Below are 20,111 nucleotides of genomic sequence, written 5' to 3'. Positions count from 1 at the left end.
GCTTTTGGTTTATATCATTCTTTTAAATACCTGATATTTTTTATGTAAAAATTGCTGCCTTCAGTATCCAGTAATACAAAACCGGCCAGAACATTCAGTTTCTTAAGGTCGCCGGTGGGGAAATCCTCGCGCAGGTCAAATCTGTATCGTTTCCAGTTCCTTGTTAAATCCAGTGCAGCCCTTGCTTCTGTTCCATCGTCGGGATCATCCCTGTCCTTTACTGTAAACCATAATTTCTCATTTCCCTTTGCTCCTCTAGCTTCCAGTTCTATACTCTTAAATTCACTGAAATCCTTGCTGGCCCTTACATTCCCTCCCAGGGAGTCTACCACGAACATTGCCGCAGCCCATTCCAGGCCTGGAGAAACATCAAATCCCAAATGATCGTCCTCTATGTTTACAATTACTTTATCAAATCCCTGGTTGGAGGCTGTAAATACACTAATGGATCTTGGAACTAGACCGTTTATCAACACTTCTTCCTGTCCTATCCCTGAAAAATCTGCATCATATAATTCCACAGAACGCATGACCTCGGGGGAGGCTTTTAGTTTCTTCGCATCGATGAGTGAAATAATGTTCTTTCCAAGAAAATCGAGATAATAACGGTAGCCAAAAAAACTATTAAACCTGAACATAGAAACGGCTGCATCATAAACGGGAGAATTCAGGGTTTTTACATATTGGTCTTTTACCTGGTAGAATAGAAGACTGTCCTGCCTCATTGCATATGCTGTTTCGCTGGTAATTCCTGAGTCGGTACGCTGGGATTCCATTACCAGGTTATCCAGAAAGGTCCTTTCCCGGTCCAGTATTCTTTTAATTTTTTCGGTGAGATCATAGTATTTAAAGAGCAGGATCTCCATGTCTGTGCCCTGTAGTTTGCCAATATAGCCGGTGGATTTTAAGGTCTCGAACCCAAAAGAACTAGGTACGAAAGCTTCCTGGTCGTCTATGGTGTTCATATGATCTGAAGCTTCCTGGTAATCTTTATAACTAAAATCTTCTTTCGCCCTGATCTCCCAGAATCTTGGCGTATTGGCGGCCAGCTGGTCCTTTACAAAATTGATAGCTGTGGTTTGTTTAAGGTCATTCCTAATATTGGATCTTATATTGCTCATGTAACCCCAGAGCGCTTCTTTTTCTATCCTTTGCTGGTTGGCATTATTGATCTGCAAAGCGATAAGGATACCTATGACCACCAGGATTATTTCCCCGACGGCGTAAGCAAGATATCTCGGGATCTTCCCTTCAAAGCACAATTTCTGGCGAATAAACCGGAAGAATCTAAACATTGAAAATCAGTTAGTTGTACTAAATTTACAATAATAAATAGATTATTTCTATCTGTTCCGGTATAGGATATTTTATAACCAGCCCAGCAAGTCAAAACAGACCACGACCAGGATCTGAACAGATAAGAACGAAATTCCCGAAAGTAAAAATATTAGCATAAGCTTAAAAAAGTTCTGAATTTTCTTCCGGTGGAAGAGCTGAAGCAGCACCAACACTACGTAAAAATAATAACCGAGGCCCAGGAAGACTAGTACTATATTTTTAAAAATACCGGCAGGCAGAAAATGATTGCCCAGCAGGTTTAATATATAAATAAGCATGCCCTGTCCCAGGATATAGGCCATTACCACAAATATCTCGTAGATGTTATACTTATAATTCCGGTAGAAAAGTCGAATCCAGAATGCCATGAAAATTCCGAAAAACAAATAAACATAACCCATATTGCTTTTTTTCCACCGAATGATCTCCTGCAGGTCCAGTGAAGGATTCAGGTAGTAGCTATATTCTATGGCATCATGGTTAGTTACCGGCAGGTTGAGGTAGCCGGACAGGAAAACTGCCAGGAACGAATTGAACAACAGGAAGATTAGTGGTTTGGTAAGCTGGCTTCGGTCTCCGGAGAGATATTTGCGCAGGCTCTCCCCGGGATTTAGAATGAGACTTTTAATAGTAAATAAATAGCCTTTTTCCAGGTTCAGCAGGGCTTTTAATTCCTGAAGGATATAATTTCTGTCTATGCGCCCGGATAGATGGCTGCCGCGCTGCCCTGACGGAATATTTTCATTGTGCATATATGAGATCTAAGCAGTAATAATCAATAACTTTATTCTGGTCACTTCCATACTTTTTACTTCAAAGAAAATCTTACTGCACTGAATATATAATGGCTGTAACCGGCTGATCCTGTAAATCTAATGATTTCTTTAAAAATGAATTAATCGAATAATCAGCGGTATTTTTAATGCTAAGTTCGCCCCACAATAATCTTTCTTCTCATAAGGCCTTTTTTATTCGACGCAGCCCCGAATTAATTTATAAATTTGCATGCAACTAGATTAACACAACACAAACAACACACAACATGCCTGCAACAGAAGCCAAGATCTTTAACTGTACCCAAAGCCGTGAACTGGCCGAAAAGATCGCCGGTCACTACGGAACCAAACTGGGAAATGTAATTACCTCTACCTATAGCGATGGTGAATTTCAACCATCATTTGAAGAATCTGTACGTGGTTCGCGTGTTTTTATAATTGGATCTACTCATCCCGGGGCAGATCACCTTATGGAGATGCTATTAATGCTGGATGCTGCCAAGAGAGCATCGGCCAGGCATATTACCGCGGTCATGCCATATTTTGGATGGGCGAGACAGGACCGTAAGGATAAGCCTCGTGTGCCTATTGCTGCCAAGATGATCGCCAGTATTCTTGAAACTGCCGGGGCTACCCGTATCATTACCATGGACCTGCATGCAGACCAGATCCAGGGATTTTTTGAAAAACCTGTAGATCACCTTTATGCCAGTACCGTATTTCTACCTTATTTGAAGAAACTTGGTTTGGATAATCTTACCGTGGCTTCTCCAGATATGGGTGGTTCTAAAAGAGCATATGCCTATTCCAAAGCGCTGGGAAGCGATGTGGTTATCTGTTATAAGCAAAGAGCTAAAGCCAATATGATCTCGCACATGGAATTGATCGGTGATGTAACCGGGAAGAACGTGGTGCTGGTTGATGATATGGTAGATACTGCCGGAACACTTACTAAGGCTGCCGATGTGATGATGGAACGCGGAGCCATTAGCGTACGTGCGATCTGTACTCACCCGGTATTATCTGGTGAAGCTTATGACCGTATAGAAAAATCTAAACTCCAGGAATTGATCGTTACAGACTCTATTCCGCTAAGACAGGAAAGCAAAAAGATCAAAGTGGTAAGCTGTGCTGAACTTTTCGCCGATGTGATGAAAAGCGTGCAGGATAATAAGTCTATCAGTTCAAAATTTATAATGTAAGTCTTTCTTAGCCTTAGCTTAGGCTATGAATTCAAAAAATATCAATACCATCCAGGGTTTATCTCGGGATGGTATTTTTTTTCAGATTGCCACGCTTCGCTCGAAATTTGTTTGTCACCCTGAGCTTGTCGAAGGGTGGTTATTTTGAATCAATATGTTGCTAAACACTTTTTTTCGGCCTATCGAAAATTTAGCGTAGAATTTGAGCGGAAAGACCTGTAAAATTTCAGGCTGTTTGAGCCTTTTCGGTGAGTTTCTGAAATTTAGGGGCTGAGTGAAAAATTCAACTAAAGTTTCGTATGCCTTGATTTTTTTGGTTCGTTTTTTCATCAGGGAGAAAGTGAACATATTATTCGAGTTGCAATGTCATTCTCTTTTCTTTTTCCATTGCTGAAAAAGAAACAAAAAATCTAGTCTTCACTTTCTTGTTCACCCGTAACGGTTTAGAGGCTAAAAGAATTGAACTCCCTTTGGTCAGACAGCAATTCTTTGAAACGCTTCTTTCACCTACGGGTCCCGAAGTCGAAACTGAGGACGTTTTAAATTTTTTATTTTACAAAAAGCAATTTTTCTGGCCGGCCTACCGAAAATTTAGCGTAGAATTTGAAGAGAAAGACCCGTAAAATTTCAGGCTGTTTGAGCCTTTTCGGCGAGTTCCTGAAATTTAGGGCTGAGGGAAAAATTCAGCTGAAGTTTCGTAAGCCTTGATTTTTTTTGGTTCGTTTTTTCATCAAGGAAAAAATGAACATAAGATATCCGAATTCCAATGTCACCTTGAACACAGTTGACCGGATGAAGGTAAATTAGGAAACTGCTTTACAACTAAAGAAATGACATTCTATTTTCTTTTTCCATTGCTGAAAAAGAAACAAAAAATCTAGTATTCACTTTCTTGTTCACCCGTCACGGCTTAGAAGCTAAAAGAATTGAACTCCCTTTGGTCAGACAGCAATTCTTTTAAACGCTTCTTTCACCTACGGGTCCCGAAGTCGAAACTGAGGACGTTTTAATTTTTTTTATTTTACAAAAAGCAACTTTTAAGACCGGCCTACCGAAAATTTAGCGTAGAACTTGAACGGAAAGTTCCGTAAAATTTCAGGCTGTTTGAGCCTTTTCGGCGAGTTCCTGAAATTTAGGGACTGAGGGAAAAATTCAGCTAAGGTTTCGTAAGCCTTGATTTTTTTGGTTCGTTTTTTCATCAGGGAAAAAATGAACAAAAGCTTTTCGAATTCCAATGTCACCTTGAACACAGTTGACCGGATGAAGGTAAGTAAGGAAACTGCTTTACAACTAAAAAAATGTCATTCTCTTTTCTTTTTCCATTGCTGAAAAAGAAACAAAAAATCTAGTCTTCACTTTCTTGTTCACCCGGTACGGCTTAGAAGCTAAAAGAATTGAACTCCCTCTGGTCAGACAATGATTCTTTTAAACGCTTCTTTCACCTACGGGTCCCGAAGTCGAAACTGAGGACGTTTTATTTTTTTTTATTTTACAAAAAGCAACTTTTAAGACCGGCCTACCGAAAATTTAGCGTAGAATTTGAACGGAAAGTTCCGTAAAATTTCAGGCTGTTTAAGCCTTTTCGGCGAGGTCCTGAAATTTAGGGGCTGAGGGAAAAATTCAGCTGAAGTTTCGTAAGCCTTGATTTTTTTGGTTCGTTCTTTCATCAGGGAGAAAGTGAACATATTATTCGAGTTGCAATGTCATTCTCTTTTCTTTTTCCATTGCTGAAAAAGAAACAAAAAATCTAGTCTTCACTTTCTTGTTCACCCGTAACGGTTTAGAGGCTAAAAGAATTGAACTCCCTTTGGTCAGACAGCAATTCTTTTAAACGCTTCTTTCACCTACGGGTCCCGAAGTCGAAACTGAGGACGTTTTAAATTCTGTTTAATTCGAAAAAAGTAATTTTTTAACCGGCCTATCGAAAATTTAGCGTAGAATTTGAAGAGAAGGCCCGTAAAATTTCAGGCTGTTTGAGCCTTTTCGGCGAGTTCCTGAAATTTAGGGACTGAGCGAAAAAATTCAGCTAAAGTTTCGTAAGCCTTGATTTTTTTGGTTCGTTTTTTCATCAAGGAAAAAATGAACATAAGATATTCGAATTCCAATGTCACCTTGAACACAGTTGACCGGATGAAGGTAAATTAGGAAACTGCTTTACAACTAAAGAAATGACATTCTATTTTCTTTTTCCATTGCTGAAAAAGAAACAAAAAATCTAGTCTTCACTTTCTTGTTCACCCGTTACGTCTTAGAGGCTAAAAGAATTGAACTCCCTTTTGTCAGACAGCAATTCTTTTTAAACGCTTCTTTCACCTACGGGTCCCGAAGTCGAAACTGAGGACGTTTTAATTTCTATTAAATTTTCGTATGCCTTGATTTTTTTGGTTCGTTTTTTCATCAGGGAAACAATGAACATAAGATATTCGAATTCCAAAGTTACCCTGAGCGCAGTCTAAGACTACCCGAATAGACAAGATAAAAGAATATCAAACCGGTTTTACCTTATTCCTCCCATCATTAGCAGCTTTTACCTGATCTATATTCCCATCTTCCACAGCATAGATCTCCAGTTTCTTACCGGTTACTTTTTCAAATAACTCAGATTTCCTTTCCGCTCCCCAGATCTCCAGTTCGGGATCGCCCATAGTAGTGAGGTAAAGCAATACTTTGTCCTTGCGATTATCGATCTCCAGTTTTTGCACGTTCTGGTAATGACTGCGATCTAACCCGTCTGCCACCCGTAAAATTCCCGCAAGGCGTTTTACCTTTTTTCTCAGGGGTTTAGCCATTTTCATATAGAATTCATGTCTTTTTTTCGGAGTAGAGCGACGGTGGTAGCGGGCAACATTGGCCATAATATCTATCTCGTCTTCAGTAAATCCTCGTAGATCTGAATGCCTTATGATATAAAGGGCATGCTTATGATGCTTCCTGTAGGAGATATAATAACCAATATCATGCATCAGGGTGGCATATTCCAGCAATTCGCGATCAGTTTCTTCCAGTTTTAGCTCCTCCCTGAACTCATCAAAAAACTGCAAAGCCATTTCCGCTACATGGGTAGAATGAGCTTCCATCCAGTTACATTTTCGTAGTAATTCATAGATACTTCGCTTTCGCGGGTGTGGATAACTGGCCACAAGTTCCAGGTTGGGCCGGTTATGTTTCAAAAAGTTCAGGATCATACCATCACGAAGAGCCGCTTCTGAGATCCTGATCCGTTCAATTCCGAATTTTTTCAGAAGGTATTTTACCAATACCATTCCCGGGTTAATGATATCGATACGCTTTTCATCCAGTTCACTTATTTTCTTACGTTCATCCCGGTTCAGTTTTATAAAGTCTTTATACAGATCCTTAAAGTCTGCCGCCTGAAACGTCAGTTCATTAAGGGTCATATCTGCCGTGATCGAAGTCCTGCTGGCCACCATGGCGCCAATATTCTCCATGGTTCCTGAAGATCCTATCATGGTTTTTACCTTATGTTCCCTGATGACCTCACCGATTTCTTTTAGCATGGCGCGGTAATGCTTTTTCAGGGTCTTGATCTCACTTTTAGTGATGGGGTCGTGCTTTACGAATTTTGCCGACATCCTGGCTACTCCAAGTTTCAGACTGTTATGATAAAGAAATTCCTCGTTGTTACCAACAATGAACTCCACGCTGCCACCGCCAATATCCACCATTAACACCATCTCCTTATCCAGGGAGATACTGTGTCTTATTGCATAACCTATAAGTTCAGCCTCCATTTTCCCCGGAATCGCCCGAGCCTTTATTCCAACTTCATCGATCATACGCTGAGTGAAATCACCTCCATTCTTCGCTTCCCTGATCGCAGAGGTCGCGAAAGCGATGATCTCTTCCACCTGCTGGGAATCACAAAGAAACTTTATTCTTTTCAGGGCATCGAGTCCTCGTTGCATGGCTTCTTCGCTAAGGTGATTGTCCATTCCTTTTTCTGCGAGTATGACCATTTCCTTGAGTTTATCTATGGTTCTGAAACTTCCGTCCGGATAGATATCCACGAGAACGGCATGGAAGGAATTTGTGCCCAGGTCAATGGCCGCGATACGTTTCGTAGGGGTGCTGTTATCTGTTTTAGGATCCATTGTTAAAATTATCGGGACGGGTTTAATTATTACCCTTCAATTTACAGCTTTTTAAACGCAATGATTATAAGGCTTTGTGAAAATGAGTAATTAGTAGGGAGATATGATAATCGAGTTTCCAGGTTACTTTGATTCTGCTTAGCAAAAGATTGCGTCGCTTCGCTCGTTATAACTTTCTCTTTTCTTTTTCCATTGCTGAAAAAGAAACAAAAAATCTAGTCTTCACTTTCTTGTTCACCCGTTACGGCTTGGAAGCTAAAAGAATTGAACTCCCTTTGGTCAGACAGCAATTCTTTTAAACGCTTCTTTCACCTACGGGTCCCGAAGTCGAAACTGAGGACGTTTTAAATCCTATTGAATTTTCGTAAGCCTTGATTTTTTTGGTTCGTTTTTTCATCAGGGAGAAAATGAACATAAGCTATTTGAATTCAGGTATCACCCAGAGCTTATCGAAGGTTGGCTTAAAATTTCATCAGCTAAAAGATTACCGGCTTTCTCTCAAGGGGACATGCAATAGCTCCTTTTAATGAATCAAAAATACAGGCTTAATCAATTGATTTTCAGATAAAAAATGTAATTTTATATGCTTCCAAGAAGAAACACCTATTCCACAGAACATTTTAACGCCCAGTGTTTTATACCTAAATAAAAAAACTTACTTTTGCATCCTGAAATTTTTGCGCAAATGAAGGCAGTCATAAAGACCAGACGACATTTGCTAATAATAATTTAAAATAAACAAATGAAATCAATTACGATCAACGGATCTAAAAGAGAAAGCGTAGGCAAGAAGGCAACGAAAGCACTACGTAATGCTGGACAGGTTCCTTGCGTATTGTACGGGGTAGAAGGTGATCCACTACACTTTGCAGCAGAGGAAATCGCATTTAAAGATTTAGTGTATACTCCAGATGTACACACAGTAAAGATCAAATTAAAAACTGGTGAGTCTTACGACGCGATCCTTCAGGATATCCAGTTTCACCCGGTAAGTGATGCTATCCTGCACATGGATTTCTACCAGATATTTGATGATAAACCAATTACTATGGAAATCCCAATTCACACTGAAGGTGTGGCCAGAGGGGTTAAGAATGGTGGTGTATTAAGATACAACCTTCGTCGTCTTAAGGTAAGAGGTTTACCTGGAGATCTTCCAGATTATATCATCGCTGATGTGACTAAACTTAAAATTGGTCAGAAGCTTTATGTAACTGGAGTAGATAGCAAGGATTATGTGATCCAGCATCCAGATAACACTGTAATTTGTCAGGTTAGAACTTCTCGTAACATTGTTGCACTAGACGATGAAGACGAAGATGAAGTTGCAGCAGATGAAGTACCAGCTACTGAAACTGATGATGTGGCAGCAGTAAAAGAAGGGGAAGACAACTAGTCTTTAACTTTCGATATATAATAAAAAGCATTCCTTTTCGGGATGCTTTTTTATTTAAGTCAAATTTATATCCGCTTTTGGTTTTTCAGATTTAAAAAGTATCTGATAAATTTTATCTTTACCAAAACTAATTGAATGCTTTCATTCTTCGGAAGGATTTTAGGAAGGAAACAGACCGCGGAGAAAACAGATCCAATGAAGAAATTTTTGATCGTAGGCCTGGGGAATATTGGCCCTAAATATGAAAATACCAGGCACAACATAGGATTTAAGATCCTGGATGAGCTGGCACGTGAAAAAGAAGTTGCTTTTGAGACCCAGAAACTGGGCGATGTGGCTAGCTTCAAATATAAAGGCCGCACTTTCGTGTTGCTTAAACCCAGTACCTATATGAACCTTAGCGGTAAAGCGGTAAATTACTGGATGCAAAAGGAAAAAATCGCCCTGGAGAATTTACTGGTGGTTACAGATGACCTCAATTTACCCTTTGGAACCTTAAGATTAAAGACCAAAGGCAGTGACGGTGGTCATAACGGCTTAAAGGACATACAGACCCAGCTGAACACCACTAAGTATAACCGCTTTAGGTTTGGTATCAGCGATGAGTTCTCCAAGGGAAGCCAGGTAAATTATGTCCTGGGAGAATGGGATGATGACGAAGAGAAGAAATTGCCTGAAAGGCTAAAAACTTCAGCTGAGTTGATACAATCTTTCGGTACCGCAGGAGTTTCCAATACTATGAATACATTTAACGGCAAATAGCAGGATTTGAAAGAACATAAAGGAGCAAACTCATTCATAAGTGAACGCCAAACGGTAGTGACCATTGGTACTTTTGACGGAGTGCATGTAGGACACCGCAAGATCATAGAGCGCCTGGTAAATTCTGCCACTGCCAATAATCTCGATTCGGTGGTGCTTACCTTTTTCCCCCATCCAAGGATGGTGTTACAGCAGGAAAGCGATATTCAGCTTATAAATACTATAGATGAGCGTAAAAAACTGCTGGAAGAAACCGGGATAGATCATTTAGTGATCCACCCATTTACCCACCAGTTTTCACGACTTACTGCCCTGGAATTTGTACGGGATATCCTGGTAAATAAACTTAAAGCAAAAAAAATTATTATCGGTTATGACCACAGGTTTGGCCGCAACCGTACCGCAGATATAAATGACCTGCGAAAATTCGGGGAAGATTTTGGTTTTGAGGTTGAAGAGATCACCCAGCAGGATGTAGAACAGGTTGCGGTAAGTTCTACCAAGATCAGGAATGCCTTACTGGAAGGTAAGGTGGAACGGGCGAATCTTTATCTTCAGCATCCATTTACCCTTAACGGAACGATCGTTAAAGGCCGCGGAATAGGTAAAGACCTGGGTTTCCCTACAGCTAACCTCGATATTGAGGAAGAATATAAACTTATTCCTAAAAACGGGGTTTACGTGGTTCGCTCTGTAATTAATGGCGAATTGGTGTACGGGATGATGAATATAGGTACTAACCCCACGGTAGGCGGAAAACAGAAAACCATAGAGGCAAATTTCTTTGAGCTGGATAAAGACCTTTATGGGATGAAACTGGAGTTGGAATTGCTGGTTAGGATCAGGGATGAGAAAAAATTCGATTCGGTGGATGACCTTAAGATCGCTATGAAACAGGACCGGGCTTTTTCAAAACAATATATCAGGGATAATTATGCTTAACCGGTGGCTTTTTAAACAAGTCGACAATTCTGCACTGGTAGTTTTCCGTGCTTTTTTCGGGTTGTTGATCGCTATCGAAGCTTTTGGCGCTATTTTCACGGGCTGGGTTAGAAGGACTCTGATGGAACCCGAATTTACCTTTAATTTTATTGGATTTGAATTCCTGCAGCCGCTGCCGGGGAACGGAATGATCTGGTATTATGCTATTATGGGCATCTTTGGAGTTTTTGTCATGGTAGGTTATAAATACAGGTTGTCCATGATCATGTATGGTATCATGTGGTCCGGGGTTTATCTGATGCAGAAATCTTCCTACAACAATCATTATTATCTTTTAATGCTGTTGTGTTTTATCATGTGCTTTTTACCTGCCAACCGCTGGTTCTCTATAGATGCAAAATTAAAGCCTTCCCTTAGTAAAATATCCATGCCCAGGTGGGTGTGGGTGGTAATCGTGCTGCAGCTTTGGATCGTTTATACCTACGCAAGTATCGCCAAGTTCTACCCAGACTGGTTAGATGGTAGTTTTCCCGCTTTATTGATGAGCTCAAAAAGGGACTACTGGCTGGTAGGGGAGTTTCTTCAGCAAGGTTGGATACGCTATGCCATCGCATATTTTGGTTTGCTTTTCGATCTTTTGATCATTCCATTATTACTGTGGAAAAGAACCAGAGTACCTATATTTTTAGCGGCGATCTTCTTTCACCTCTTTAACAGCTTTATATTTCATATTGGTATTTTTCCTTACATGTCTCTGGCCTTCTGCATCTTTTTCTTTTCTCCGGAAAAAGTCAATAGTTTTTTTCTGCGCAATAAAAAGAAATTTTATGATGCCGGAGAGATTGTAATTCCGTCATACCGAAATATCCTGATCGCAGCAATGAGCGTTTGGTTCATAATCCAGGTATGCTTACCCCTTAGACACTGGTTCTTTAAGGATGATGTGTTGTGGACAGAGGAGGGACACCGTCTAAGCTGGAGAATGATGCTGAGAGGAAAAAGCGGAAGGGTCAACTTTAAGGTAGTTGAAAAAGGAACTACAGATACTATCCTGGTGGATAAAAAAGATTATCTGTCCAGAAAACAACTGCGGGCTATTGCTTCAAAACCCGATATGATCTGGCAGTTCGCCCAGCGGCTGGAAGAGAAATATGCCAGGGAGGGTAAGGAAGTGGAAGTGTATGCAGATGGGGTGATCAGCGTAAATGGAGGACCCTATAAACCGCTTATAGATCCAAAAGTAGATCTGGCTGCAGAAAAATGGCAACATTTTAAGCACCACGACTGGATTTTACCCTCAGATTCAGACTAATTTTCTTACCTGCTTTTGTTACATTTGCAGCTCGTAAAGTATAAACGGCAAAATAAACTTACCCGCCTCATGTTACAGGTTTCAAAGATTGCAGAACATAAAGATGAATACATCAAAGCCCTGAAAAAAAGGAATTTTGATGCTTCAGATATATTCGAAAAGGTTTTAGAACTGGATGAAACCAGGAGGTCTACCCAGGCTAAACTGGATGATACCCTGGCGACTTCTAATAAGTTGTCCAAGGAGATCGGGCTTATGTTTAAAAACGGGGAGCACCAGAAAGCTAATATGCTCAAGGAGAAAACCGGCCGTTTAAAGGAAGATTCTAAAGAACTTTCAGAAAAACTAAATGTGGCGGTAGAAGAGCTTCAGAATTTGCTTTATACCATTCCAAATATTCCTCATGAGTCTGTGCCTGCAGGAAAAAATGAAGAAGATAACGAGGAAGTCTATAAGGAGGGCGATATTCCGGTACTTGCCGAAGGATCACTTCCTCACTGGGAACTGGCCAGGAAATATGATATTATAGATTTTGAGCTGGGTAATAAGATCACCGGAGCGGGTTTTCCTGTTTATAAAGGAAAAGGAGCCAGGCTTCAACGTGCTTTGATCACCTGGTTTTTAGATAAGGCTGCAGAAGCAGGTTACACTGAATATCAGTTGCCATTAATGGTAAACGAAGCTTCAGGATTTGGAACCGGACAGCTTCCAGATAAGGAAGGGCAGATGTACCACGTAACCGGGGATGATCTGTACCTGATCCCTACCGCTGAGGTGCCTATCACCAATATGTTTCGTGATAATTTGATGACCGAAAAGGATTTTCCGGTAAAATGTACCGGTTATACCCCATGTTTCAGACGTGAAGCCGGTTCTTATGGAGCACATGTTCGTGGCCTTAACAGGTTGCATCAATTCGATAAGGTGGAGATCGTGAGACTGGAAACACCAGAAAATTCATACGCCGCCCTGGACAATATGGTGGACCACGTAAAAGGTCTTTTAAAGGAACTGAAATTACCATACCGAATCCTACGACTTTGTGGCGGAGACCTTGGATTCACTTCAGCGCTTACTTTTGATTTTGAAGTCTTCTCAACTGCCCAGGACCGCTGGTTGGAGATAAGTTCTGTTTCCAACTTCGAGAATTTCCAGGCGAACAGGTTGAAATTAAGATACAAGGATAAAGATAACAGGAAGGAACTGGCACATACATTAAATGGAAGTGCCCTGGCCCTGCCAAGAGTCCTGGCCGGTATACTTGAAAATTATCAGACCGCAGATGGTATTAAAATACCTGAAGTACTGGTTCCCTACTGTGGTTTCGACATCATAGATTAATTTATCTAACAACTTATAAAACAGCGCAAATGTTTATATTTACATATGCGCTGTTTTTTGTTTATAGCTTTATGGTTTCTAACTGTTTGCGGACTCTATGCCCAAAGCGAGCAATTAGCGAGGAACTTTTTTGACCAGGGAGAATTCGAGAAAGCCTTACAGGTCTATGAAGAGCTATACCAGCAGAATCCTTCCAACCCTGTTTTTTTTAATGGCCTGTTGGCTACCTACCAGCAACTGGAACGTTTTGAAGTCGCCGAAAGTTTATTAAGGGATCGTATGAGCAGATCTGCCAATAATCCTTCGATACTAATCGAGCTAGGGCATAATTATGAACTTCAGGAAGAGCAGGAACGGGCTACACAATTTTATGATGAGGCGTTGCAATCTATAGAAGGCAGGCCCAATTACGCCTATTCCATTGCGCGTAGTTTCGAACAATATAACCTGCTGGATTATGCGGCCAGGGCCTATGAGAGGGCTATGGAATTGAATGCCGACAGGAATTTTAACCTGCAACTGGCGCGAATCTATGGAGAACAGGGTAAGATCGAGGAAATGTTTAGCAACTACCTGGATCTTATCGAAGATGACATGAAATTCTATGGACTCGCCAACCGGGAATTCAATCGCTATATCACTGAAGATGCCCAGGCAGAACCCAATATCATTCTACGAAAGCTATTATTAAAAAAGCTGCAGGAAAATCCGGTGTTGCTATATAACGAAATGCTTAGCTGGCTTTTTATTCAGCAGAAGGATTTTAACAAGGCTTTCGCCCAGGAAAGGGCCATATTCAAACGGGGGGAAAAAAACCTGCAGGGAATACTTAACCTTGCGCTCCTGGCCAAGGAGGCCAGGGATTATGAATCTGCCCGGGAGATCATAAGTTATGCGATAGATGAATCTCCTTCGCCGGTCTTCAACCTTCAGGCGAGACATTTCCTTATCCAGATCCAACTAGAAACTGCCCAGGCTGAGGAATATGCAGCCATAGAAAGTGATTTTAAAAAGTTGCTGGAAGAATTTTCTGAAGCGGAACCGACTCTCAATGTAGAAATAGATTATGCCAATTTTCTTGCGTTTCAGGTTGGCAAGAAGAAAGAAGCGATAGAACTTTTAAAAGAAAGTGCTGAAAAGGCAAAATCTGATTTCGAGCTGGCCCGGATCAAGATGGCCCTGGCAGATATTCTTGTGGTCGAAGAAAAGTTCAATGAAGCTTTAATTTATTATTCCCAGATCCAAAACCTGGTGAAGAATGATGTTATGGCGCAGGATGCAAGATTTAAAGTGGCTAAAACCAGCTACTACAAGGGTGATTTTCAATGGGCCAAAACCCAGCTAGACATCCTTAAATCTTCCACTTCTCAATTAATAGCCAATGATGCCATGGAATTAAGTCTTCTCATTAGTGATAATTCGTTGGAAGATTCTACCCAGGCCGCACTTAAAAAATATGCCAGGGCAGACCTGCTGACCTTTCAGAAAAGAAATCCCGAAGCGATAGTGGCCCTCGACTCGATCCTGGTTCAGCATAAAGGAGAAAAGATAGAGGATGAGGCTTTGCTGAGTCAGGCGAAATTATTTGAAAAGGAAAATGAATTTGAGAAAGCAGAGGCTAATTATCTGGCGATCATCAATACTTTTGGAACAGATATACTTGCCGATAATGCGCATTATTTCCTGGCAGAACTTTATGCGAACCAGCTTCAGGATCTGGAGAAGGCTAAAGGCTTTTACGAGCAAATTATCTTTAACTTTGCAGACAGTATCTATTTTGTCGATGCGAGGAAGAAATACCGGATGCTTCGCGGAGACAGCATAGAATAATCCCGAAAATTCAATTTAGCAATGGTTATATATAACGTCACGATAAACGTTCAGGAAGATATTCATGATAAGTGGTTAAAATGGATGAAAGAAGAGCATATTCCTGATATGCTGGATACCAGGAAATTTCAGAAGGCTTTAATGACAAAGGTTTTGGTACAGGAGCCAATGGGTGGGATCACCTATTCTGTACAATACACGGCAGAAAGTAAGGAAATGCTTGAAAGCTATTATGCTGAAAATGCTGATGAACTGAGATCCAGATCCAAGGCTTTTGAAGGAAAATTTGTCGCTTTCAGAACAGAGCTGGAAGTGATTTCTGAACAATAAGGTCTGGAACTATGTGGTTTGTAAAAACGAAGTTGCAACCCGATGAAATCCTGAAGACAACAAGTAATATTACGAGCCTGCTTAATTTAGATTATGAAAAAATATAAGCCTAATTTCAATAAACCTTCCAGCAATGATGACCAGGGCGTAAGGGCGAAAAAACATCTTGGACAACACTTTCTCACCGATGAAAATATAGCATCAAAGATTGCAGACACGCTTAGCTATGAAGGCTACGAAAAGGTGCTGGAAATAGGCCCCGGGATGGGAGTGCTTACAAAATATCTCCTGGAGAAAAAATCTGATGTCCATGTTATCGAGATAGATACTGAAAGCGTGGAATACCTGGAAAGTAACTACCTGCATCTGCGGGGACGCATCCATGAGAAGGATTTTTTAAAACACGACCTTACAGAGATCTTTCAGCAGGAACAATTCGCCATAATTGGTAATTTCCCTTATAATATTTCCACGCAGATCGTTTTTAAAGTTCTCCAAATGCGGGATCAGATCCCTGAATTTTCGGGAATGTTTCAGAAGGAGGTCGCTAAAAGAATATGTGAAAAGGAGGGCAACAAGACCTATGGGATCTTAAGTGTGCTTACCCAGGCTTTTTATGAAGCCGAATATTTGTTTACCGTGCCACCTTCAGTATTTAATCCGCCGCCAAAGGTGGATAGCGGAGTATTAAGACTCACCAGGAAAAATAATTTTACGTTGCCCTGTGATGAAAAACTGTTTTTCAGAGTCGTTAAAACCGCTTTTAACCAGCGCCGCAAAACCATCAGGAATAGTTTAAAAATTCTTAATCTTCCCGATAATTTAAGGGAAGATGCTATATTTGGTCTTCGGCCGGAACAACTCAGTTTCCAGCGGTTTATTGAACTGACCCAAATGATTGAGCCGTATGCAATTTCAGGTAAGTGAAGAATTAATAGATAAGATCAAGTACCTCATCGAAGAAAAAAAAGATGAGGAACTTCTGCTGCACCTAGAAGAGGTGCATTATGCAGATATCGCCGAAATTCTGAGTGAACTGGATATCCAGGAGGCTACCTATATTGTTAAGCTTCTCGATAGTGAACAGACTGCAGAAGCTCTTATGGAGCTGGAAGAAGATGTAAGGGAACGAATCCTGGAATTTCTTTCTCCAAAAGAGATTGCAGATGAGCTTAATGAGATGGACACCGATGATGCGGCCGATATCATCTCTGAACTTTCCCTTGAACTACAGCAGGATGTAATTTCTGAAATCACCGATGAGCAACATGCAGATGATATTGTTGAGCTGCTGCGCTATGATGAAGATTCTGCCGGTGGTCTTATGGCCAAGGAGCTGGTAAAAGTTAGTGAAAACTGGAGCGTGACCGGGTGCATGGCTGAAATGCGTAAGCAGGCTGAAAATGTTACCCGCGTGCATTCCATTTATGTGGTGGATGATAAAAATAAACTAAAGGGCAGATTATCTTTAAAGGACCTCTTAACTGCTTCCAGCGACGCAAATATCAGTGATATTTATATTCCCAGTGTGGATTATGTGAATGTGCATACCGAAGGTGAGGAAGTAGCCCGGATTATGCAGAAATATGACCTTGAAGCAATTCCTGTGGTGGATGAGATGAACAGGCTGGTGGGCAGGATCACCATTGATGATATTGTGGATTTTATCAAGGAAGAAGCTGAAAAAGATTACCAGATGGCAGCCGGTATCTCTGAAGATGTCGAGGCAGATGACAGCATCTGGAGGCTTACCCGCGCCCGTTTACCCTGGCTTATCCTAGGTCTTTTTGGGGGTCTGGGTGCAGTATATGTGATGAAAGGTTTTGAAGAAGCCCTCGCAAATTACGTGGAGCTTTTCTTCTTTACTCCGCTTATTGCAGCGATGGCTGGAAATGTAGGGGTTCAATCCAGTGCGATCATTGTACAGGGACTTGCCAATGATAATCTTAGGGGGAGTTTGTTCAAACGACTTTTGAAAGAAGTTGGCCTTACCCTGATCAATGGAGTGGTGTTGGGGATCCTGGTCATTCTTTTTGGTCTCATCGTAGGCCAGCCACATATTGTTAGTTTTACCATCGCCCTTGCGTTAGTGACCGTGATCATAATTGCCGCCCTTATCGGCACCTTTGTCCCGATCATTCTCGACAAACAAGGGATAGATCCGGCGATTGCCACAGGTCCTTTTATAACTACCAGTAACGATATTTTTGGGATATTTATCTTCTTTTATCTCGCCAAGACCATTCTCGGTTTTTAGAATGCCTGTCTGATTTTTTCGGGTGTCAGGGATCATTCTTTATCTTTGTAGGTTCGCTTTCAGCATCTGGCTGAAACAGCGGAATTTGCTATTTGTATTACTAATCTGAAAAGAAAAACAACATGATCATTTTGCATGCCGATACCAATCATCCCATTTTGATGAAAAAACTGGAAGAGGCAGGACACAACAATATTGAAGGTTATCACCAATCCCGGGAGGAAATTTTACAAAATCAGCATCTGTATGACGGTATCGTGATAAGAAGCCGCTTTAAAATAGACCGCGAATTTCTAGAGGCTGCACCCAATCTAAAATTTATCGCGCGTGTTGGAGCCGGTCTTGAAAGTATAGATGTCCATTATGCCGAAGAAGGGGGGATAAGACTGTTTTCTGCTCCCGAAGGTAATAGAAATGCTGTTGGTGAACATGCCCTCGGGATGTTGTTATCCCTATTTAATAAACTAAATAAAGCTGACAGGGAAGTTAGGGAAGGTTTGTGGCACCGGGAAGAGAACCGGGGTGTGGAACTGGATGGGAAGACCGTTGGTATCATTGGTTATGGTAATATGGGAAAGGCTTTTGCTAAAAAACTTCGGGGTTTTGAGGTAGAGGTTATATTCTATGATATTAAGCATGGAATTGGCGATGAGAATGCCACACAGGTAGGTTATGATGAATTTTTTGAAAGGGTAGATGTGGTTAGCCTGCATACTCCCTGGACAGAGGAAACCAACCAGATGATCAATAAAGAATTTATTTCTAAATTTAAAAAGCCTTTCTGGTTCATCAATACCGCCAGGGGTAAATCTGTAGTTACTGCAGACCTGGTGGAAGCATTAAAAGAAGGAAAAATACTGGGAGCAGGTCTTGATGTGCTGGAATATGAAAAATCCAGTTTTGAGAGCTTATTTTCAAATAAGAAAAATGTTTCCATTAGTGCGGCAGACCCAATTCCGGAGGCGCTCAGAGAATTGATGTTTATGCCACATACGTTACTTAGTCCGCATGTTGCGGGATGGACGGTAGAATCTCATGAAGGCCTGGCAACAGTTATTGCAAACAAGATCATCGCTGAATTTGGCGATGTTTCAGAAAAATAGAAGCGAATGAAAAACAGGGTTACAGGATTAGGCGGGTTCTTCTTTAAGGCCAAAGATCCGGATAATGTAAAGAGCTGGTATAACCGGCATCTGGGTTTAAATACAGATCAATACGGATGCACTTTCTGGTGGAAGGATAAAGAGGGAAATGATTGTTCTACGCAATGGAGCCCCATGAGTGAGGATACAGATTATTATAAGCCTTCAGAAAAGCCTTTTATGATGAACTTCAGGGTTGAGAACCTTGAAGAATTGCTGCAAACCTTAAAGGAAGAAGGTGTTGAGGTAGTTGGAGAAATGGAAACTTACGATTACGGGAAGTTTGGCTGGATCATGGATCCTGAAGGAAACAAGATAGAGCTCTGGGAGCCGGTAGATAAGGCTTTCAAGGATCAGTAAATTTCTTAGGTGGACTGCCTTGCTGAGCACAGGTGAAGGTCATTTGAATAAGAGAACTTACAATCTTGTCAGGCTGAGCGCAGTCGAAGCCTCGTTTAATATCATAAATCAGATAAGGCTACTTAAAAATAAACGTCATCCTGTCCCGACGCTTCGGGAGTTTCAGGATCTTATAGAAGAGAAGCTGAAACAAGTTCAGCTTGACGGGAAATATTTCTAAGTAGCCTTTTAAATTAAATCACTAAGTCTGCTAACCGAGCTGGCTTAGATCTATCAAGGCAGATTTAATAGATTCCTCGCCTTCTATAGCCTCAAAAGTCATATTTTTTACCAATGGGTCGGCCAGGGACATTACCAGGATAAAAGCAACATCATCCCTGGAGATTTCACCTCTTTTATTCAGGCTGCCTTTGGCAACTTCAACTTTGGCCAGACCAAGATCATCTGTTAATGCTCCCGGGCGAACTATCGTATAGTTCAGTCCGCTATTTTTCAAATATTCATCTGCCTCATGCTTCGCTTCCAGGTAATGTCTTAGATCTTCATTCTTTGATGGGTCATCTGCGCCCATAGAACTTAACATTACGAACTTTTTCACCTTAGCTTTCTTAGCTGCATCAATCAGTTTTTTTGCCCCTTCAAGATCTACCTTGATGGTCTTTTCTTCTGAAGTATCACCACCAGATCCGGCTGCAAAGATCACCTTATCCACTCCTTTCATGGTATGGCTTACGTCTTTTTCCAGGTCCCCCAGAATAGCTTCAACTTCCATGTCTTCAAACATCTGTCGCTGCTCTTCTTTTCTGATCATCGCCAGAGGGCTGAAGTTTTCAGAATTATTTAAAATTTCAATTACTCTTTTACCTGTATCACCGGTAGCTCCGGCTATTAAAATATTCTCCATAATTTCTCGTCAATTTCTTTTACTGTCAACAAGATAAGGAGGATTGGAAACAATGCCCAGCAAGAGCTTAGTAATAACACTATATTAACAGGAAACACTGTTACAAT

The 20,111-nt window shown here is 41.0% G+C and carries 16 protein-coding genes; 12 read left to right on the top strand and 4 right to left on the bottom strand.

Annotation, left to right across the window (positions count from 1 at the left end; genetic code table 11):
• Positions 1-14: 14 nt before the first annotated feature.
• Together FGM01_RS13545 and FGM01_RS13540 are read right to left on the bottom strand one after the other, a co-directional pair.
• Entirely contained in the window at positions 15-1,295 is a 1,281-nt protein-coding gene (locus FGM01_RS13545) for a DUF6090 family protein (protein ID WP_143411700.1), read from the bottom strand.
• 72 nt (positions 1,296-1,367) lie between these two features.
• Entirely contained in the window at positions 1,368-2,090 is a 723-nt protein-coding gene (locus FGM01_RS13540; protein ID WP_143411699.1) for a DUF3667 domain-containing protein, read from the bottom strand.
• Between the two features lie 290 nt (positions 2,091-2,380).
• Here FGM01_RS13540 and FGM01_RS13535 point away from each other — a divergent pair, with 290 nt between their 5' ends.
• Positions 2,381-3,316, top strand: coding sequence for a ribose-phosphate pyrophosphokinase (locus FGM01_RS13535; protein WP_143411698.1), 936 nt, complete (start codon positions 2,381-2,383; stop codon positions 3,314-3,316).
• A 2,486-nt stretch (positions 3,317-5,802) separates the two neighbouring features.
• Here the strand turns inward: FGM01_RS13535 and FGM01_RS13530 are convergent.
• A complete protein-coding gene (locus FGM01_RS13530; RefSeq protein WP_143411697.1) occupies positions 5,803-7,428 on the bottom strand; it encodes a Ppx/GppA phosphatase family protein in 1,626 nt (541 codons plus the stop codon).
• Positions 7,429-8,170: 742 nt separating this feature from the next.
• Between FGM01_RS13530 and FGM01_RS13525 the strand changes: the two genes are divergently transcribed.
• The 11 genes from FGM01_RS13525 to FGM01_RS13475 all read left to right on the top strand — a co-directional run bounded on the left by FGM01_RS13525 (position 8,171) and on the right by FGM01_RS13475 (position 19,100).
• On the top strand, positions 8,171-8,824 hold the full coding sequence (locus FGM01_RS13525) for a 50S ribosomal protein L25/general stress protein Ctc (RefSeq protein WP_143411696.1): 654 nt from the start codon (positions 8,171-8,173) through the stop codon (positions 8,822-8,824).
• A gap of 135 nt (positions 8,825-8,959) precedes the next feature.
• Complete coding sequence (gene pth / locus FGM01_RS13520; protein ID WP_143411695.1) at positions 8,960-9,586, top strand: aminoacyl-tRNA hydrolase; 627 nt, start codon at positions 8,960-8,962, stop codon at positions 9,584-9,586.
• A gap of 6 nt (positions 9,587-9,592) precedes the next feature.
• A complete protein-coding gene (locus FGM01_RS13515) occupies positions 9,593-10,528 on the top strand; it encodes a bifunctional riboflavin kinase/FAD synthetase (RefSeq protein ID WP_143411694.1) in 936 nt (311 codons plus the stop codon).
• On the top strand, positions 10,521-11,840 hold the full coding sequence (locus FGM01_RS13510) for an HTTM domain-containing protein (RefSeq protein ID WP_143411693.1): 1,320 nt from the start codon (positions 10,521-10,523) through the stop codon (positions 11,838-11,840). Before FGM01_RS13515 ends, FGM01_RS13510 begins: the two co-directional genes overlap by 8 nt.
• Positions 11,841-11,909: 69 nt before the next feature.
• Positions 11,910-13,181, top strand: coding sequence for a serine--tRNA ligase (serS, locus tag FGM01_RS13505; RefSeq protein ID WP_143411692.1), 1,272 nt, complete (start codon positions 11,910-11,912; stop codon positions 13,179-13,181).
• Between the two features lie 45 nt (positions 13,182-13,226).
• Positions 13,227-15,011, top strand: coding sequence for a tetratricopeptide repeat protein (locus tag FGM01_RS13500; RefSeq protein ID WP_143411691.1), 1,785 nt, complete (start codon positions 13,227-13,229; stop codon positions 15,009-15,011).
• 21 nt (positions 15,012-15,032) lie between these two features.
• Positions 15,033-15,341 (top strand): DUF4286 family protein, encoded by a 309-nt coding sequence (locus FGM01_RS13495; protein WP_143411690.1) that lies wholly within the window; start codon positions 15,033-15,035, stop codon positions 15,339-15,341.
• A gap of 93 nt (positions 15,342-15,434) precedes the next feature.
• Entirely contained in the window at positions 15,435-16,268 is an 834-nt protein-coding gene (rsmA, locus tag FGM01_RS13490; RefSeq protein WP_143411689.1) for a 16S rRNA (adenine(1518)-N(6)/adenine(1519)-N(6))-dimethyltransferase RsmA, read from the top strand.
• Entirely contained in the window at positions 16,249-17,598 is a 1,350-nt protein-coding gene (mgtE, locus tag FGM01_RS13485) for a magnesium transporter (RefSeq protein WP_143411688.1), read from the top strand. Before rsmA ends, mgtE begins: the two co-directional genes overlap by 20 nt.
• 122 nt (positions 17,599-17,720) lie before the next feature.
• A complete protein-coding gene (locus tag FGM01_RS13480; protein WP_143411687.1) occupies positions 17,721-18,701 on the top strand; it encodes a 2-hydroxyacid dehydrogenase in 981 nt (326 codons plus the stop codon).
• 6 nt (positions 18,702-18,707) lie between these two features.
• A complete protein-coding gene (locus FGM01_RS13475) occupies positions 18,708-19,100 on the top strand; it encodes a VOC family protein (protein WP_143411686.1) in 393 nt (130 codons plus the stop codon).
• A 250-nt stretch (positions 19,101-19,350) separates the two neighbouring features.
• Here the strand turns inward: FGM01_RS13475 and FGM01_RS13470 are convergent, their stop codons facing one another.
• A complete protein-coding gene (locus FGM01_RS13470; protein ID WP_143411685.1) occupies positions 19,351-20,004 on the bottom strand; it encodes an SDR family oxidoreductase in 654 nt (217 codons plus the stop codon).
• Positions 20,005-20,111 lie beyond the last annotated feature (107 nt).

Origin of the sequence: Christiangramia sabulilitoris, assembly GCF_007050985.1 — a bacterium.
GTDB lineage: Bacteria > Bacteroidota > Bacteroidia > Flavobacteriales > Flavobacteriaceae > Christiangramia > Christiangramia sabulilitoris.
The sequence above is the reverse complement of the archived record's forward strand: the minus strand, read 5'-3'. Positions and strand labels throughout refer to the sequence as shown.

Excerpts from the sequence above, each read along its gene's own strand:
- rsmA (WP_143411689.1), top strand. The coding sequence starts at position 15,435 with ATGAAAAAATATAAGCCTAATTTCAATAAACCTTCCAGCAATGATGAC.
- FGM01_RS13545 (WP_143411700.1), bottom strand. The coding sequence starts at position 1,295 with ATGTTTAGATTCTTCCGGTTTATTCGCCAGAAATTGTGCTTTGAAGGG.
- FGM01_RS13470 (WP_143411685.1), bottom strand. The coding sequence starts at position 20,004 with ATGGAGAATATTTTAATAGCCGGAGCTACCGGTGATACAGGTAAAAGA.
- FGM01_RS13525 (WP_143411696.1), top strand. The coding sequence starts at position 8,171 with ATGAAATCAATTACGATCAACGGATCTAAAAGAGAAAGCGTAGGCAAG.
- FGM01_RS13530 (WP_143411697.1), bottom strand. The coding sequence starts at position 7,428 with ATGGATCCTAAAACAGATAACAGCACCCCTACGAAACGTATCGCGGCC.
- FGM01_RS13480 (WP_143411687.1), top strand. The coding sequence starts at position 17,721 with ATGATCATTTTGCATGCCGATACCAATCATCCCATTTTGATGAAAAAA.
- serS (WP_143411692.1), top strand. The coding sequence starts at position 11,910 with ATGTTACAGGTTTCAAAGATTGCAGAACATAAAGATGAATACATCAAA.
- FGM01_RS13510 (WP_143411693.1), top strand. The coding sequence starts at position 10,521 with ATGCTTAACCGGTGGCTTTTTAAACAAGTCGACAATTCTGCACTGGTA.
- FGM01_RS13535 (WP_143411698.1), top strand. The coding sequence starts at position 2,381 with ATGCCTGCAACAGAAGCCAAGATCTTTAACTGTACCCAAAGCCGTGAA.
- FGM01_RS13500 (WP_143411691.1), top strand. The coding sequence starts at position 13,227 with ATGCGCTGTTTTTTGTTTATAGCTTTATGGTTTCTAACTGTTTGCGGA.
- mgtE (WP_143411688.1), top strand. The coding sequence starts at position 16,249 with ATGCAATTTCAGGTAAGTGAAGAATTAATAGATAAGATCAAGTACCTC.
- pth (WP_143411695.1), top strand. The coding sequence starts at position 8,960 with ATGCTTTCATTCTTCGGAAGGATTTTAGGAAGGAAACAGACCGCGGAG.
- FGM01_RS13495 (WP_143411690.1), top strand. The coding sequence starts at position 15,033 with ATGGTTATATATAACGTCACGATAAACGTTCAGGAAGATATTCATGAT.
- FGM01_RS13540 (WP_143411699.1), bottom strand. The coding sequence starts at position 2,090 with ATGCACAATGAAAATATTCCGTCAGGGCAGCGCGGCAGCCATCTATCC.
- FGM01_RS13475 (WP_143411686.1), top strand. The coding sequence starts at position 18,708 with ATGAAAAACAGGGTTACAGGATTAGGCGGGTTCTTCTTTAAGGCCAAA.